The organism is Streptomyces sp. NBC_00353 (assembly GCF_036108815.1).
GTDB lineage: Bacteria > Actinomycetota > Actinomycetes > Streptomycetales > Streptomycetaceae > Streptomyces.
This window is the reverse complement of sequence record NZ_CP107985.1, coordinates 5405073-5420424: the sequence shown is the minus strand read 5'-3', so window position 1 is coordinate 5420424 and position 15352 is coordinate 5405073. Positions and strand designations below refer to the sequence as shown.

The following is a 15352-nucleotide window of genomic DNA, read 5'->3' as shown; positions in this document are numbered from 1 at the left end:
CTTCGCCCGCCCGAAAGAGAGGCCCGGGTGCGTCAGTGCGCTTCGGCGATGTGCTGCGTGCCGATCCGCTTGCGGAACACCCAGTACGTCCATCCCTGGTACAGCATCACCACGGGGGTGGCGATCCCAGCGCACCAGGTCATGATCTTCAGCGTGTACGGACTGGACGAGGCGTTGGTGACCGTGAGGTTCCAGGCGTCGTTCAGCGAGGACGGCATGACGTTCGGGAAGAGCGTCAGGAAGAGCATCGCGACCGCAGCGGTGATGGTCACTCCGGAGAGCGCGAACGACCAGCCCTCACGTCCCACCGCTATGGCACCGATCGCTCCGACCAGCGCCAGCACAGCGATGATCATCGCGACAAGGCTCTCGCCGTCGCCGTTGTCGACCTGGGTCCAGATCAGGAAACCGAGCGCGAGCACCGCGGTGACCAGACCCAGCTTGAGCGCCATGCCCCGCGCCCGTTCCCGGATGTCCCCGACCGTCTTGAGTGCGGCGAACACCGCACCGTGGAAGGTGAACAGGAAGAGCGTGACCAGACCGCCGAGGATCGCGTACGGGTTGAGCAGGTCCGCGAAGTTGCCCACGTACTCCATGTCGGCATCGATCTTCACGCCGCGCACGATGTTCCCGAAGGCCACGCCCCAGAGCAGGGCCGGGATCAGCGAAGTCCAGAAGATCGCGTGTTCCCAGTTGGTCTGCCACTTCTCCTCGGGCCGCTTCGCCCGGTACTCGAAGGCGACACCGCGCACGATCAGGCAGAGCAGGATGATCAGCAGCGGCAGGTAGAAGCCGGAGAACAGCGTGGCGTACCACTCCGGGAAGGCGGCGAAGGTAGCGCCGCCCGCGGTGAGCAGCCATACCTCATTGCCGTCCCAGACGGGCCCGATCGTATTGATCAGGACCCGCCGTTCCTGGCGGTCACGGGCCAGCAGCTTGGTGAGGACACCGATCCCGAAGTCGAATCCCTCCAGGAAGAAGTAGCCGGTCCAGAGGACGGCGATGAGGACGAACCAGACGTCGTGGAGTTCCATCTCTCCGCTCCTCTGCTCTCAGTAGGAGAAGGCCATCGGCCGGTCGGCGTCGTCATGGTCGTCGCCGCCGATCTTGGTGGGCGGGTTGAGGTCGGACTCCGTGAGTTCTGGCGGCCCGGCCTTGATGTACTTCGTGAGCAGTTTGACCTCGATCACAGCGAGCGCCGCGTAGAGCAGGGTGAAGAGGATCATCGAGGTGAGCACCTCGCCCTGCGAGACGCCGGGGGAGACGGCGTCTCGGGTCTGCAGAACCCCGAAGACGACCCAGGGCTGGCGGCCCGTCTCGGTGAAGATCCAGCCCCAGGAGTTGGCGATCAGCGGGAAGAGCAGCGTCCAGAGGGCGACGATCCAGTAGAGCTTGGTGAGTTTCGGGCTGAGTGCCTTGCTCTTGAAGAGGACCAGATGCGGCACCTCGTCCTCACCGGTCCGCAGCCCCGGTCGCAGCATGAACTTCTTCCGTGTCAGCCACAGTCCGAGCAGTCCGAGACCGAAGGACGCCATGCCGAAGCCGATCATCCAGCGGAAGCTCCAGAAGGCGACCGGGATGTTGGGCCGGTAGTCGCCGGGTCCGAACCTCTCCTGCTCGGCCTTGTTGATGTCGTTGATGCCGGGGATGTACGAGTGGAAGTTGTCGTCCGCGAGGAACGACAGTATCCCCGGGACGGAGATCTCCACGGTGTTGTGCCCCTTGGCCACATCGCCGACCGCGAAGATCGAGAAGGGTGCCGAGTTCTGCCCCTCCCAGAGAGCCTCGGCGGCGGCCATCTTCATCGGCTGCTGCTTGAACATGACCTTGCCGAGCAGGTCGCCGCTGACGGCGGTGAGGAGTCCGGCGATCACGACGGTGATCAGTCCGAGCCGCAGCGAGGTGCGCATCACCGGGATGTGCTGCTTGCGCGCCAGGTGGAAGGCGGCGATGCCGACCATGAACGCGCCGCCGACCAGGAAGGCCGCCGTGATGGTGTGGAAGAACTGGGTGAGCGCGGTGTTCTGGGTGAGCACATGCCAGAAGTCGGTGAGCTCGGCCCGGCCTCGTTCCTTGTTGATCCGGTAGCCGACCGGGTGCTGCATCCAGGAGTTCGCCGCGAGGATGAAGTACGCGGAGAGGATCGTCCCGATGGAGACCATCCAGATGCAGGCGAGGTGGATCTTCTTCGGCAGCTTGTCCCAGCCGAAGATCCACAGCCCGATGAAGGTGGACTCGAAGAAGAAGGCGATCAGCGCCTCGAAGGCCAGCGGGGCGCCGAAGACGTCGCCGACGAAGCGCGAGTAGTCGGACCAGTTCATGCCGAACTGGAACTCCTGCACGATGCCGGTGACGACACCCATGGCGATGTTGATCAGGAAGAGCTTGCCCCAGAACTTGGTGGCCCTGAGGTACTTCTCATTCTCGGTCCGCACCCAGGCGGTCTGCAGGCCGGCGGTGAGCGCGGCGAGAGAGATCGTCAGGGGAACGAAGAGGAAGTGGTAGACGGTGGTGATTCCGAACTGCCATCGCGCCAAGGTCTCGGGCGCCAGAGCTAGCTCCACGTCGTCTTCTCCTTACGTCGCCGTAGTGAGCGGAAGTGTGCACTGCAAACCGACCGATCACGGGAGGAACAGGACGCGCTTGTGAACGCGTTCACATTCACAAGCATTATGGCGCACGGACTTTCGGGGTGTTCGAGGGGGGTCCCCCTATCGGGACGCTCCCACGCGAAGGCCCCGCACCTCGACGAACGAGAGGTACGGGGCCTTCCGGTGCACGCGTACACGCCGCGCCACGACTGGTCGCGGCAAGCGCGAGCCCGGCCGCGGCATGTACACCCACCGCTGCACGCACGAGGCTCGCGCCGTACGCGCAAGCGGGACTTCGGTTACAGCTCCTTGCGGTACGCGTCCGCCACCCTCAGGAACACGTCGTTCGCTTCGTCCTCGCCGATCGACACCCGCACGCCCTCGCCCGCGAACGGCCTGACCACGACTCCGGCCCGCTCGCACGCCCCGGCGAAGTCCAGCGTGCGGTCGCCGAGCCGCAGCCAGACGAAGTTGGCCTGCGACTCCGGAACGGTCCAGCCCTGGCTCACCAGAGCCTTGTGCACCCGGATGCGCTCGCAGACCAGGGATCCGACCCGGCCGAGCAGTTCGTCCTCGGCACGCAGCGAGGCGACCGCCGCATCCTGTGCCAGCTGACTGACCCCGAACGGCACCGCCGTCTTGCGCAGTGCGGCCGCCACCGGCTCGTGGGCCACTGCGAATCCGACCCGCAGACCGGCCAGACCGTAGGCCTTGGAGAACGTCCGCAGCACCGCCACATTGGGCCGGTCCCGGTAGATCTCGATGCCGTCCGGCACCTCGACATCGCGGATGAACTCCTTGTACGCCTCGTCCAGCACCACGAGCACATCGCCCGGCACCCGGTCCAGGAACCGCTCCAGCTCGGCCCTGCGCACCACCGTCCCGGTCGGGTTGTTCGGGTTGCAGACGAAGATCATCCGGGTACGGTCCGTGATCGCGTCCGCCATCGCGTCGAGGTCGTGCACCTCGCCGTCGGTCAGCGGCACCTTCACCGAGGTCGCGCCGCTGACCTGGGTGATGATCGGGTACGCCTCGAAGGAGCGCCAGGCGTAGATGACCTCGTCGCCCGGGCCCGACGTGGCCTGGAGCAGCTGCTGCGCCACCCCGACGGAGCCGGTTCCGGTGGCGAGGTGCGAGACGGGCACGCCGAACCGGTCGGCCAGCTCGTTCATCAGACCGGTGCAGGCCATGTCCGGGTAGCGGTTGAAGTTCGCGGCCGCGGCCAGGGCCGACTCCATCACGCCGGGCAGCGGCGGATACGGGTTCTCGTTGGAGGACAGCTTGAACGCGAGCGGCCCGTCGGCCGCCGCCGGCCTGCCCGGCACATAGGCGGGGACACCGTCCAGTTCGGCACGCAGCTTGGGGCTCGTCTCGCTCACCGCAGGTCCTCCTCGACCGTCGTACACATCAATACTGCTCACCTTATGAGGATTGCGCGCCGGTGCGAATGGGCGAGCGAAGGAATCGTCCGGTGGGCCGGGAATGGGGGGAGCGTCCCTCATCCCGGCGTGCGCCGGTGGCTCACTCCGTAGCGCGCATCCCCCGAAGAGGTGAGTTGAGACCTCTTCGAAACATCGGCCATTTGGTAGGCCCATCCTCATCGACGCATCACACACTGCCGTCGACTCCATCAACATCCTTGCTTTGCAAGGCATTTGGCATCAAATGATCATGCAGAAACGTGCCTGTCAATGCGTGAATATGCGACCGGCCCAACCGCCTGCCCGAGCCCTACTATCGGCTCGCCATGACAGCAGCAGGGAAGCACCAGGTGAGCCGGACGGAGACACCCCGGCGCGGCGGCCGGCAGGGACGAGCGGGAATCCGGGATGTGGCCGCCGCCGCCGGGGTCTCCATCACGACCGTCTCCGACGCGCTCAACGGCAAGGGACGGCTCCCGGACGCCACCCGCCGCCATGTCCGCGAGGTCGCCGAGCGCCTGGGCTACCGCCCGTCCGCCGCGGCCCGAACCCTCCGTACCGGCAAGTCCGGCCTCATCGGCCTGACCGTGACGACGTACGGGGATGAACCTTTCACCTTCACCGAATTCGCCTACTTCGCCGAGATGGCCAGAGCGGCCACGTCCGCCGCGCTCGCCCGTGGCTACGCCCTTGTCATCCTTCCCGCCACCTCACGCCACGACGTCTGGTCGAACGTCGCCCTCGACGGCACCGTCGTCATCGACCCCTCCGACCAGGACCCGGTCGTCACCGAACTCGTCCGCCAGGGGCTGCCCGTCGTCTCGGACGGCCGCCCCGCCGGCACCCTGCCGGTCACCGCGTGGGTGGACAACGACCACCGGGCCGCCGTGCTCGACCTCCTCGACCACCTCGCCGCCGCCGGGGCCCGCCGGATCGGCCTGCTCACCGGCACCACCACCGACACGTACACCCGGCTCTCCACCACCGCATACCTCCACTGGTGCGAGCGTGTGGGCCAGGATCCGGTGTACGAGTCCTATCCCGCCCACGACCCGTGCGCGGGAGCGGTCGCAGCCGACCGGCTCCTCGCCCGCCCGGACCGGCCCGACGCCGTGTACGGGCTCTTCGACCCCAACGGCACCGACCTGCTGGCGGCCGCCCGCCGGTACGGATTGCGCGTCCCCGAGGATCTGCTGCTCGTCTGCTGCAGCGAGTCCACCGTGTACGCGACGACCGAGCCCCCCATCACCACGCTCTCACTCAAACCGCGCCAGATCGGCACCGCGGTCGTCCAGCTCCTCATCGACGCGATCGAAGGCGTCGACCAGGACGGTCCGGTGGAGCGGGTCATACCGACCGAACTCATCGTCCGGACGTCCTCGCAACGCCGTCCGCCCCGCACCACGGTCAGCCCACCTCGGTCCCCGTCCAGGGATTGATCAGGCCAATTGGGACCAATCGCCCGGTGAACCTGTCGTGCGCCCGGATTCACCACCCCTGGTGCATCACACTGCACGATCCGCATTCCTATGATGGGCGCACGACACCGCGGACCACCCCGACCAGCAGGGCCCGTCAGGTGTACGGCGGCGCGACGGTGGTGGAGGGGTCGATGACACAGGGGGCCGGTCAGGAACCCGTGGAGCGGACGGCGACGTTGCGTGACTTCCGTGTGCCGCCCTATGCGCAGACTCCGGCGCCGCCCGCGGCGCCGCACCCCGGCAATGCCGTACCGGGCGACGAGCCGGAGGGATACACACCCACCGCGCGCGATCTTCCCGTGATCAACCGCGGTGACACCGTCCAGGTGCAGACCGTCCCGGATCCGCGGCCCGCCACGGACCAGGGGCTCGGACCGCTGTACGTGGTCGGCGACGTCCACGGCTATCTGGACGAGCTTCGCGACGCCCTCATGGAACAGGGCCTCATCGACGCCGAAGGTGCCTGGGCCGCTGGCAACGCCCGGCTCTGGTTCCTCGGCGACTTCACCGACCGCGGTCCGGACGGCATCGGTGTCATCGACCTGGTCATGCGTCTGTCCGCCGAGGCCGCGGCCGCGGGCGGCTACTGCAAGGCCCTGATGGGCAACCACGAACTGCTGCTCATCGGCGCCAAGCGGTTCGCCGACACGCCGGTCAACTCCGGTGCGGGCACCGCCACCTTCCAGGCCGCCTGGCTGCTCAACGGCGGCCAGAAGACCGACATGGAGCGGCTCCAGGACGTCCACCTCCAGTGGATGTCCCGTCTCGACGCGGTCGTCGAGGAGGACGGGCACCTTCTGATGCACTCCGACACGACGGCGTACCTCGACTACGGCTCCACCATCGAAGACGTCAACGAGACCGTGCACGCCATTCTCACGCGTAACGACGCCGACGAGTGCTGGGACCTGTTCCGCAAGCTCACCAAGCGGTTCGCCTTCCGCGACGAGGGGGGCTCGCAGGCGGTCCAGGAGCTGATGGCGGCGTACGGCGGACAGCGCATCGTCCATGGTCACAGCCCCATTCCGTATCTGCTCGGCGAGGTCGGCTCGGAGGACGGCGAGGACAGCGCCGGCCCCGTGGTGGACGGCCCTCACCTGTACGCGGACGGGCTCGCCATCGCCATGGACGGCGGTGTGACCATGGCCGGAAAGCTGCTGGTCGTCCGGCTTCCGTTGCATGACTGACGGTCTTCGGGGAAGACGCATCCACGACCTGACCACGCCGACCACTGGGCCTATTTACGGAAACCCCCTGTCACCCCGTGCCGTGGGCGCTCTACCATCGGCCTATCAGTAGCAGGCTCTCCTCCGTTTCCGCCCAACTGCCCGGTCCAAGCGGGTACTCAGGCCCAACGGAGCATCGGGGGATGCACATGAACAGCGCTCCGCACCTGCTGGCCGAGGACCGACCCGAGTACGAGCGGATCCTCGGCGATGCGCTACGTCACGCGCACGAGCGACCGGATCTGGCCGGAGTCGGCGAACGACTCAACACCGAACAGCTGCGCACCATGGCGCTGAACGCCACGGCCCTGATCACCGCGGCGGCAGCCACCGAGTACGACCACTACGTGAAGGTCCGCGAGGAGCTGCGCGGACCGGCCGCCGACTCGGCCCAGGGTTCGGGCCTCGGGTCCGAAGCGGACGATCCGGACCGGCCGGGCGCCGGCATAGGGGCGGTCGTCACCGTCCTGGCGCCGATGCTCGCGGGCACCGCCGCGCTGATCTTCCTGCTGGTCGGCTACATCCTGAAGATGCTCAATCGGCCCCCGTCGTTCGCCGACACCATGGTCACCGCCGGCTGGTTCTTCGCGGCGGTCATGGCGGCAGCGATACTGGCCGCCGCCATCGGACTGCTCACCACGGCGCTGCGCAACGGCTCGACGTCGCTGCCGGCCGAGGACACCGAGGACGAGCTGCCGGAGGATGTGGCGCGCGCCAGGGAGGCCTGGCGCCATGCGCTGCTGGAGCGGGGCATCCTGCCGTTCCTGCGGGATGCGCTCGCCGATCCCACGGCCGGCCCTGCATCTCGTACACCGCACCGTTCGGCCAACCGCATCCCGAAGATCGGCTACTCCAGGCCGGACTTCTCGGGCCCGGAGGAGGGCCCGGCGGCGGGTCCCCGCCCGTCGTTCACCAGCCCCGACTTCACCAGCCCGGACTTCGGCGGCCCGGAACACGAGCTGGACTGACCGGGGCCGAATCCCTTGTTCGTCGTCCTCGTGCCGGCGATCGGAGCGGGTCTCGTTGTCCCCGTGGCCCTGCTCTTCCTTCTGGTCTTCGGCCCCGCAGAGGTGCACTGAGCCGGGACGGTTCCCGCAGCGCCCCGGCGCAGTGCTCCACCCGATGACTCAGTCCGCGATCGGCAGATAGACGCGGTTGCCGGCCGCCGCGAACTCCTTGGACTTCTCCGCCATGCCCGCCTCGATCTCCGACTGCGAACCGCCGTGCTCACGACGGATGTCCTGGGAGATCTTCATCGAGCAGAACTTCGGGCCGCACATCGAGCAGAAGTGAGCCGTCTTCGCCGGTTCCGCCGGCAGCGTCTCGTCGTGGAACTCCCGCGCCGTGTCCGGGTCGAGAGCCAGGTTGAACTGGTCCTCCCACCGGAACTCGAAGCGCGCGTCCGACAGCGCGTCGTCCCAGTCCTGAGCACCCGGGTGCCCCTTGGCGAGGTCGGCCGCATGGGCCGCGATCTTGTAGGTGATGACGCCCGTCTTCACGTCGTCCCGGTTGGGCAGGCCCAGGTGCTCCTTGGGCGTGACGTAGCAGAGCATCGCCGTCCCCCACCAGGCGATCATCGCGGCGCCGATGCCCGAGGTGATGTGGTCGTACGCCGGGGCCACATCGGTGGTCAGCGGGCCGAGCGTGTAGAACGGCGCCTCCTCGCAGATCTCCTGCTGGAGGTCGATGTTCTCCTTGATCTTGTGCATCGGGACATGGCCCGGGCCCTCGATCATCGTCTGGACGCCGAACCGCTTGGCGATCGTGTTGAGTTCGCCGAGCGTGCGCAGTTCGGCGAACTGCGCCTCGTCGTTGGCGTCGGCGATCGAGCCGGGACGCAGCCCGTCGCCCAGCGAGTACGTCACGTCGTACGCCGCGAGGATCTCGCAGAGCTCCTCGAAGTTGTCATACAGGAACGACTCCTTGTGGTGCGCCAGGCACCAGGCCGCCATGATCGAACCGCCGCGGGAGACGATGCCGGTCTTGCGGCGGGCGGTGAGCGGGACGTACGGGAGGCGCACGCCGGCATGGACCGTCATGTAGTCGACACCCTGCTCGGCCTGTTCGATGACGGTGTCCTTGTAGATCTCCCAGGTCAGTTCCTCCGCCCTGCCGTCGACCTTTTCGAGGGCCTGGTAGAGCGGAACGGTGCCGATCGGCACCGGGGAGTTGCGCAGAACCCACTCGCGGGTGGTGTGGATGTTGCGGCCGGTGGAGAGATCCATGACCGTGTCGGCGCCCCACCGCGTCGCCCACGTCATCTTCTCGACCTCCTCCTCGATGGAGGAGGTGACCGCGGAGTTGCCGATGTTGGCGTTGACCTTCACCAGGAACCGCTTACCGATGATCATCGGCTCGATCTCCGGGTGGTTGACGTTGGCCGGCAGGACCGCCCGGCCGGCGGCGATCTCCTCACGCACGACCTCGGGTTCGACGTTCTCCCGGATCGCCACGTACTCCATCTCCGGGGTGATCTCGCCCCGGCGGGCGTACGCGAGCTGGGTCACCGGCTGCCCGTCGCGGCTGCGGCGCGGCTGCCGCGGGCGGCCGGGGAAGACCGCGTCGAGGTTGCGCAGTCCGCCGCGGGGCGAGGTGTGCTTGAGCCCGTCGTCCTCGGGGCGGACCGGGCGGCCCGCGTACTCCTCGGTGTCGCCGCGGGCGACGATCCAGTTCTCCCGCAGCGGCGCGAGGCCGCGGCGGACGTCGGTGTCGGTGGCGGGATCGGTGTACGGCCCGGACGTGTCGTACAGCGTCACGGCGTCGCCGTTGGTGAGGTGCACCTGCCGGACCGGCACCCGGAGGTCCGGGCGCGAGCCCTGGACGTATCCCTTGTGCCAGCCGATGGACTTTCCGGCCTCGTCGCTCTGGTTCGAGGCAGGCGTGCGTGCGTCCGATGTGGTCATGAGACCTACTCCCTACGCCGGCATTACCCGGTAACAGGTTCGGCGGTCGGCGCAGCCTGTCCCGTACGGATGTACGGATATCAGCGCCCTCTCAGCCCGGTGCTCCGAGCTCCCGCGTGTACAAAGGTGCCACCAAGCTAGCGCCCTTCGAGGCGTACTGAACAGTGGACCCCTTCTCTTCTTGCGATGATCCCCCGGTGACGTCCCCTCAAAATGACTCCGGACCGCAGGACCATCAGCACGGTCACTCGCACAGCCACGGGCCTGCCGCGCCGGTCTCGAAACATCTGCGCAAGGTCATCGCGGCCGTCCTGATCCCGTTCGCCACCGCCGTCGTCGTCGGCATGGTGGTGCTCTGGCCGGGTGGTGCACCCGCGCACGAGCGCACCGGCGTCGGCTTCGACCGGCAGACCCAGCAGGCCACGGTGGTGAACGTCGACAAGGTCGACTGCAAGGACGTGAACGCCGCGCAGACCCCGGCCACCGGCAACACCACGACGCCGACGGGGAACGCCACTCCCGGCCAGGAGCCGGGGCTGTGCGAGAAGGCCACGATCGAGGTGACGACCGGCCACGACAAGGGAAGGACCTTCGTCGAGATCGTTCAGCCCGACGCGCCACGGCAGTTGCACGAGGGACAGGACGTGATCGTCGCGTACGCGCCCGACGCGCCCCATGACCTTCAGTACTCCGTGACGGATGTGGACCGGAAAGTCCCGATGGCTCTGCTGGCCGGGATCTTCGCTCTCGCAGTGGTCGTGGTGGGCAGGCTGCGCGGGGTGATGGCGCTGATCGCGCTCGCCGTGTCGTTCGCCGTGCTGACCCTGTTCATCCTCCCCGCGATCCTGCAGGGTTCGAACCCGCTGCTGGTCGCGGTCGTCGGGGCCAGCGCGATCATGCTGATCGCGCTCTACATGTGTCACGGGCTGACCGCCCGCACCTCGGTCGCGGTCATCGGCACGCTGATCTCGCTGCTGCTGATCGGGCTGCTCGGTTCACTCTTCATCGACTGGGCGAGCCTGACCGGCAACACCGACGACAGCACCGGCCTCATCCACGGTCTGTACCCCCACATCGACATGAGCGGCCTGCTGCTGGCCGGTGTCATCATCGGCTCGCTCGGCGTGCTGGACGATGTGACGGTCACCCAGACATCGGCGGTCTGGGAGCTGCACCAGGCCGACCCGACGATGGGTGCGCGGAAGCTGTACCGGGCAGGTATCAGGATCGGTCGCGACCACATCGCCTCAGTGGTCAACACGCTGGTGCTCGCCTACGCCGGCGCCGCGCTTCCCCTTCTGCTGCTGTTCTCGATCGCGCAGAGCAGCGTGGGCACGGTGGCCAACAGCGAACTCGTGGCGGAGGAGATCGTACGAACGCTGGTCGGGTCGATCGGGCTGGTCGCCTCGGTGCCGGTGACGACGGTGCTGGCGGCGCTGGTCGTCTCCGCGGACCGCACAGGGCTCGGCGCGGAAGCCGGAGCTTCGGCACCCGCACGGAACGGAAGGGGCCGGCGTCGCAGGGCGAGGCATTGACGCTCAAGGCAGTGGCGGGTCGGCGCGGTGCAGATATCACCCGTTCGGCAGTACCGCGTTCGACCGGTGCGCCGACCGTCGGCGCAAACCTTTTCAGCCGGCGTTCTGTTCCTTGGCCAGGATCCGGCCAAGCGCCTCCTCGAGGTTGCCCTCGAAGTCACTCAGCGTGCACTCCTGGCCGAGGGGGACGAGTTTGTCCGTCCGGTCGAGAAACGCAACGAGTGGCGCGGTGCCGGCCCTGAAGAGAGCGCGATCCGCGCCGACCTGAAGCCGGATGTGTACGTCCGACAGCCCCTCGGGCTCCGTGGGACTGATGTGCACATCACCGTCACCGCTGGGGCTGTTGAGGCCGTCCAACAGCAGCTCACGACCGAAAGCCCAGGTGACGGGGGCGTCACCGGGCAGATGGAAGGTCATCCGGATCGCGTACGGATCGCATACCTCGTACCGGAGCTCCACCGGGATACGGAATGAGAGCTCCTCGGAGACGAGGAAACTCATCATGACCTCAGCTTGAACCGACTCGCGCATCGTTCAACCCCGCAGTAGATGAATCTGGCCAGGAATGATCCCCCATGGCCCTATTGACGCCATCGTGGTGCACGCGATAGCAGATCACAAGGAGTGATTTTTCAGATACTGATAGAGAACACGAACGAACGCAAGAGGCTCGACACTTCAATGCGTAGTCGTTCGACTGCGGGGAGCAAGCGATCTTCCTCGTCGAGAGGTACCGAAATGGCCATGGCGGCGGCCGTGAATCCGACTGCGATCGGGATGGCGGCGCAGACCGTTCCGAGGGCGTACTCCTGTCGTTCGACAACAGGTTCCGTTCGCTCCAACGACCTCAACCGCTCAAGAAACGCCGGTCGGTCCCGCACCGAGTACCGGGTCAGCGGCTGCACAGGGTGACGATCCAGATGGTCCTCACGGGCCTTCTCGTCGAGCCGGCTCAGTAGGCACTGGCCGATCGCATGAGCATGTCCGGTCTCCCGGAACGAGGCCCACTCCTCGACCGCAGGTGCTGCGGGGGTGTCGGCGACCGCGATGAGTTCGATCTCGCCCTCGCGGTAGACGGCGCAGTACACCGGTGCACCGATGATGTCGCGCCAGCGGGCCAGCGACTGGGCCATGGTGCTGCGACGATTCTGCAGCGCACCGTCGTCGACCAGCCTCTCGGCGGCGGAGCCGAAGAGGAACACACCGTTCTCCCGGCGCAGATAGCCTTCATGGGTCAGGGTGCGCAACAGGTGATAGGCAGTGGGAAGGGGGAGCCCCGCTTCCCGTGCGAGCTGCTTCGCAGGCGCCCCGTCCCGATGGGCGCCCACAGCCTCCAACAGCCTCAATGCCCGCTGAACCGAACCGATCAACGTCGGGACAGCGGTACTCGATGCCGTGGTCAAAGGTCACCCCCAGGCATGGTGACGGGCAGTCAGCCCGTTCGTGGGGGCCGCCCCCACGGACCTGCCGCAGACCTGGGGTCCGGAGACCGGGCGTGTACACAAACCACTGGTCAGGGTGGTGACGGACAGTTGTTTCCCAGGCAACGACAGCGGACCGCCACTGTAGCGGCAGCGTCCGCAAGGGGTGTCGTTTCGTCTGGTACTTAGCTCAGCTGGGCTAATTGCCCGACTGGTGACCGGCCGCCGCCTACCAGTCGCCGCGTGACGACGAGGACGACATGAACTTCCGTACGACGAACACGAGCCCGCCGACCAGGATCACGAAGACCAGGACCTTGAAGAGCAGACCGATCACGAACCCGATCACGCTGGCGATCAGGCCGCCGAACACGACGATCGCGATGACGGGCACCGCGACCCACTTCACCCACCAGGGCATCCCCGCGAATATCTCCCGAACGGCCATCGTCCCAACCTCGTCTCTGTGCGTAACGGCTTCGATGAGCACCTGCTTCGATGCTAGAGGCGCGGGGGTGGCCTGCGGGGGCACCGGAGCCCCCGAACTCCCCTGATCGAACCCTTAGGGATCCCTGAGGGCCCGGCTCAGCTCTCCGGCGGAGAGAACACCACCATGACCCGCAGATCCTCGGTGATGTGGTGGAACTTGTGGGCCACACCGGCCGGTACGTACACCACGCTTCCCCTGCCCACCTGCGTGGTCTCCATGCCGACGGTGATCGAGGCGCGGCCGCTGACAATGAGGTAGACCTCGTCCTGGTTGTGCGGCTGCTGCGGATCGAGGTCGCCGGCGTCCAGCGCGTACAGGCCGACGGACATGTTCCGCTCCCGCAGGAACTGCAGATACGCGCCGTCGTTGGCGGCCCGTTCCGCCTCCAGTTCGTCCAGTCTGAATGCCTTCATGGCCCGTCCGCCCCTTGCTTTCGTTCTGCCGGTGTTCGCCACCGATCATGTCTGCCACGATCAGACACATGAAGAATTTTGTAGTCAAGACGATCGCCAACGCAGGTGCGCTGGCCGTGGCCATCTGGCTGCTCGACAACATCACGCTGTCCGGCGGCAGTACCGGTCGCAAGGTGCTCACCCTGATACTCGTGGCCCTGCTCTTCGGGCTGGTGAACTTCGTGGTGAAGCCCATAGTCAAGGTGCTCACCCTGCCGCTGTTCATCCTCACACTGGGTCTGATCACCCTTGTGGTGAACGCGCTGATGCTGCTGCTGACCTCCTGGCTGGCCGACCAGTTCGACCTCAGTTTCCATGTCGAGGGCTTCTGGACCGCCGTGCTCGGCGGCCTGATCATCTCGGTCGTGTCCTGGGCACTGAATGTCGTCCTGCCGGACGAGGACTGATCCGACCGAATCAGAGCGATCAGCAGAACCAGCAGGATCAGCTGGATCAGAAGTGCCGGCACGACCAGAGAACAGAAGGAACAGCATGAGCACCATGGGTGACGGAACCCGGGCGGTACGGGCGGGGCTTCCCGAACCGGAGCAGTACGAACCCACACTGCCCGGTCCGGTATTCGCCGCGCACTTCCACCTCTCCGGCGAGCCGACCGGCCCGTACACGTACGGCCGGGACACCAATCCGACCTGGACCCATCTGGAGCGGGCCATCGGCGAGCTCGAAGCGCCGGGGGAGACGGTCGAGACCACGGTGTTCGCCTCCGGCATGGCGGCGATCTCAGCCGTACTGCTGTCCCAGGTGCGGTCCGGTGACACGGTCGTCCTGCCCGACGACGGCTATCAGGCGCTGCCGCTCGTGCGTCAGCAGCTGGAGGCGTACGGCGTCGAGGTGCGGACCGCGCCGACCGGAGGCGACGCACAGCTGGCGGTCCTGGAAGGGGCCCGGCTGCTGTGGATCGAGACACCGTCCAACCCTGGGCTCGACGTCTGCGACCTGCGGCGGCTCATCGAGGCCGCGCACGGGGCCGGCGTCCTGGTGGCTGTCGACAACACGCTCGCCACCCCGCTCGGTCAGCGTCCGCTGGAGCTGGGCGCCGATTTCTCGGTGGCCAGTGACACCAAGGGCATGACCGGACACGGTGACATCCTGCTCGGCCACGTGACGTGCCGCGATCCGGAACTGGCGGCGGGCGTGCGGCGCTGGCGCAAGGTCGTCGGGGCGATCCCCGGACCGATGGAGGCCTGGCTCGCGCACCGTTCGCTGGCCACGCTGGAACTGCGGATCGACCGGCAGTGCGCGAACGCGCTCGTTCTGGCCGAGGCGCTGGGCAAGCGCCAGGAGGTCACCGGGCTGCGGTATCCCGGGCTGCCCACCGACCCTTCGTACCCGGTGGCCGTGCGGCAGATGCGGCGCTTCGGCTCCGTGGTGTCGTTCGTGCTGCCCGACCGCGAGATCGCCGAGCGCTTCCTGGCCGGGCTGCGGCTGGTCGACGACGCCACGAGCTTCGGCGGCGTGCGTTCCACCGCCGAGCGGCGGGCGCGCTGGGGCGGCGACGCCGTGCCGGAAGGCTTCATCCGGTTCTCGGTCGGGGCCGAGGACGCGGACGACCTGGTGGCCGACGTGGAGCGGGCGCTGGACGAGGCGGTGGGCCGGCGCTGAGCCGGCCGCGCACAGGAAGACATGGCCGTACGGACGGTCCGAGCCTCCCCCCTCGTGGCTCGGACCGTCCCGGTTCCACGCGCGAAGAACCGCCTGCACAAGGCTAATTGACTCTGCGTCAGTGTCCAATCACAGTAGCGACAGCGACCTATCGACATATTTATAGTTGTTCGGGTCGGACGCTTCGCAAGGGTGGGAGGGGACAGGAC

The 15352-nt window shown here is 67.3% G+C and carries 14 protein-coding genes; 6 read left to right on the top strand and 8 right to left on the bottom strand.

What is annotated here, in order from left to right; all coding sequences use genetic code 11:
* Positions 1 to 32: 32 nt before the first annotated feature.
* The 3 genes from cydB to hisC all read right to left on the bottom strand — a co-directional run bounded on the left by cydB (position 33) and on the right by hisC (position 3970).
* On the bottom strand, positions 33 to 1034 hold the full coding sequence (cydB, locus tag OHA88_RS24545; protein ID WP_328627082.1) for a cytochrome d ubiquinol oxidase subunit II: 1002 nt from the start codon (positions 1032 to 1034) through the stop codon (positions 33 to 35).
* Between the two features lie 18 nt (positions 1035 to 1052).
* Positions 1053 to 2564, bottom strand: a complete 1512-nt coding sequence (locus OHA88_RS24540) for a cytochrome ubiquinol oxidase subunit I (protein WP_328627081.1) — start codon at positions 2562 to 2564, stop codon at positions 1053 to 1055.
* Between the two features lie 326 nt (positions 2565 to 2890).
* The gene (hisC, locus tag OHA88_RS24535; RefSeq protein WP_328627080.1) at positions 2891 to 3970 is read right to left on the bottom strand and encodes a histidinol-phosphate transaminase; all 1080 of its coding nucleotides are present in this window, start codon (positions 3968 to 3970) and stop codon (positions 2891 to 2893) included.
* Positions 3971 to 4338: 368 nt separating this feature from the next.
* Between hisC and OHA88_RS24530 the strand changes: the two genes are divergently transcribed.
* The 3 genes from OHA88_RS24530 (at position 4339) to OHA88_RS24520 (ending at position 7687) form a co-directional block, all read left to right on the top strand.
* Positions 4339 to 5451, top strand: a complete 1113-nt coding sequence (locus tag OHA88_RS24530; RefSeq protein ID WP_326628943.1) for a LacI family DNA-binding transcriptional regulator — start codon at positions 4339 to 4341, stop codon at positions 5449 to 5451.
* 173 nt (positions 5452 to 5624) lie between these two features.
* A complete protein-coding gene (locus OHA88_RS24525) occupies positions 5625 to 6680 on the top strand; it encodes a metallophosphoesterase (RefSeq protein ID WP_323181207.1) in 1056 nt (351 codons plus the stop codon).
* A gap of 182 nt (positions 6681 to 6862) precedes the next feature.
* Positions 6863 to 7687, top strand: coding sequence for a hypothetical protein (locus OHA88_RS24520; protein ID WP_326604740.1), 825 nt, complete (start codon positions 6863 to 6865; stop codon positions 7685 to 7687).
* A gap of 159 nt (positions 7688 to 7846) precedes the next feature.
* Here OHA88_RS24520 and thiC read toward each other — a convergent pair whose 3' ends face one another.
* Positions 7847 to 9622 (bottom strand): phosphomethylpyrimidine synthase ThiC, encoded by a 1776-nt coding sequence (gene thiC, locus OHA88_RS24515; RefSeq protein WP_328627079.1) that lies wholly within the window; start codon positions 9620 to 9622, stop codon positions 7847 to 7849.
* 197 nt (positions 9623 to 9819) lie between these two features.
* Between thiC and OHA88_RS24510 the strand changes: the two genes are divergently transcribed.
* On the top strand, positions 9820 to 11157 hold the full coding sequence (locus tag OHA88_RS24510) for a YibE/F family protein (protein ID WP_328627078.1): 1338 nt from the start codon (positions 9820 to 9822) through the stop codon (positions 11155 to 11157).
* Positions 11158 to 11250: 93 nt separating this feature from the next.
* On the opposite strand, the gene OHA88_RS24505 is transcribed toward OHA88_RS24510, so the two are convergent.
* From OHA88_RS24505 to OHA88_RS24490, 4 genes are all read right to left on the bottom strand, one after another.
* Entirely contained in the window at positions 11251 to 11688 is a 438-nt protein-coding gene (locus OHA88_RS24505) for an SsgA family sporulation/cell division regulator (protein WP_030930605.1), read from the bottom strand.
* Positions 11689 to 11789: 101 nt separating this feature from the next.
* Positions 11790 to 12560: an IclR family transcriptional regulator gene (locus tag OHA88_RS24500; RefSeq protein ID WP_328627077.1), complete on the bottom strand. Its 771-nt coding sequence runs from the start codon at positions 12558 to 12560 to the stop codon at positions 11790 to 11792.
* A gap of 247 nt (positions 12561 to 12807) precedes the next feature.
* Positions 12808 to 13026, bottom strand: coding sequence for a DUF5326 family protein (locus OHA88_RS24495; RefSeq protein WP_030930600.1), 219 nt, complete (start codon positions 13024 to 13026; stop codon positions 12808 to 12810).
* Positions 13027 to 13163: 137 nt separating this feature from the next.
* Positions 13164 to 13481, bottom strand: coding sequence for a cupin domain-containing protein (locus OHA88_RS24490; protein WP_328627076.1), 318 nt, complete (start codon positions 13479 to 13481; stop codon positions 13164 to 13166).
* Positions 13482 to 13549: 68 nt separating this feature from the next.
* On the opposite strand from OHA88_RS24490, the gene OHA88_RS24485 reads away from it, so the two are divergent.
* Complete coding sequence (locus OHA88_RS24485; protein WP_030930596.1) at positions 13550 to 13927, top strand: phage holin family protein; 378 nt, start codon at positions 13550 to 13552, stop codon at positions 13925 to 13927.
* Between the two features lie 85 nt (positions 13928 to 14012).
* Positions 14013 to 15143, top strand: a complete 1131-nt coding sequence (locus tag OHA88_RS24480; protein ID WP_328627075.1) for a cystathionine gamma-lyase — start codon at positions 14013 to 14015, stop codon at positions 15141 to 15143.
* Positions 15144 to 15352: the final 209 nt, after the last annotated feature.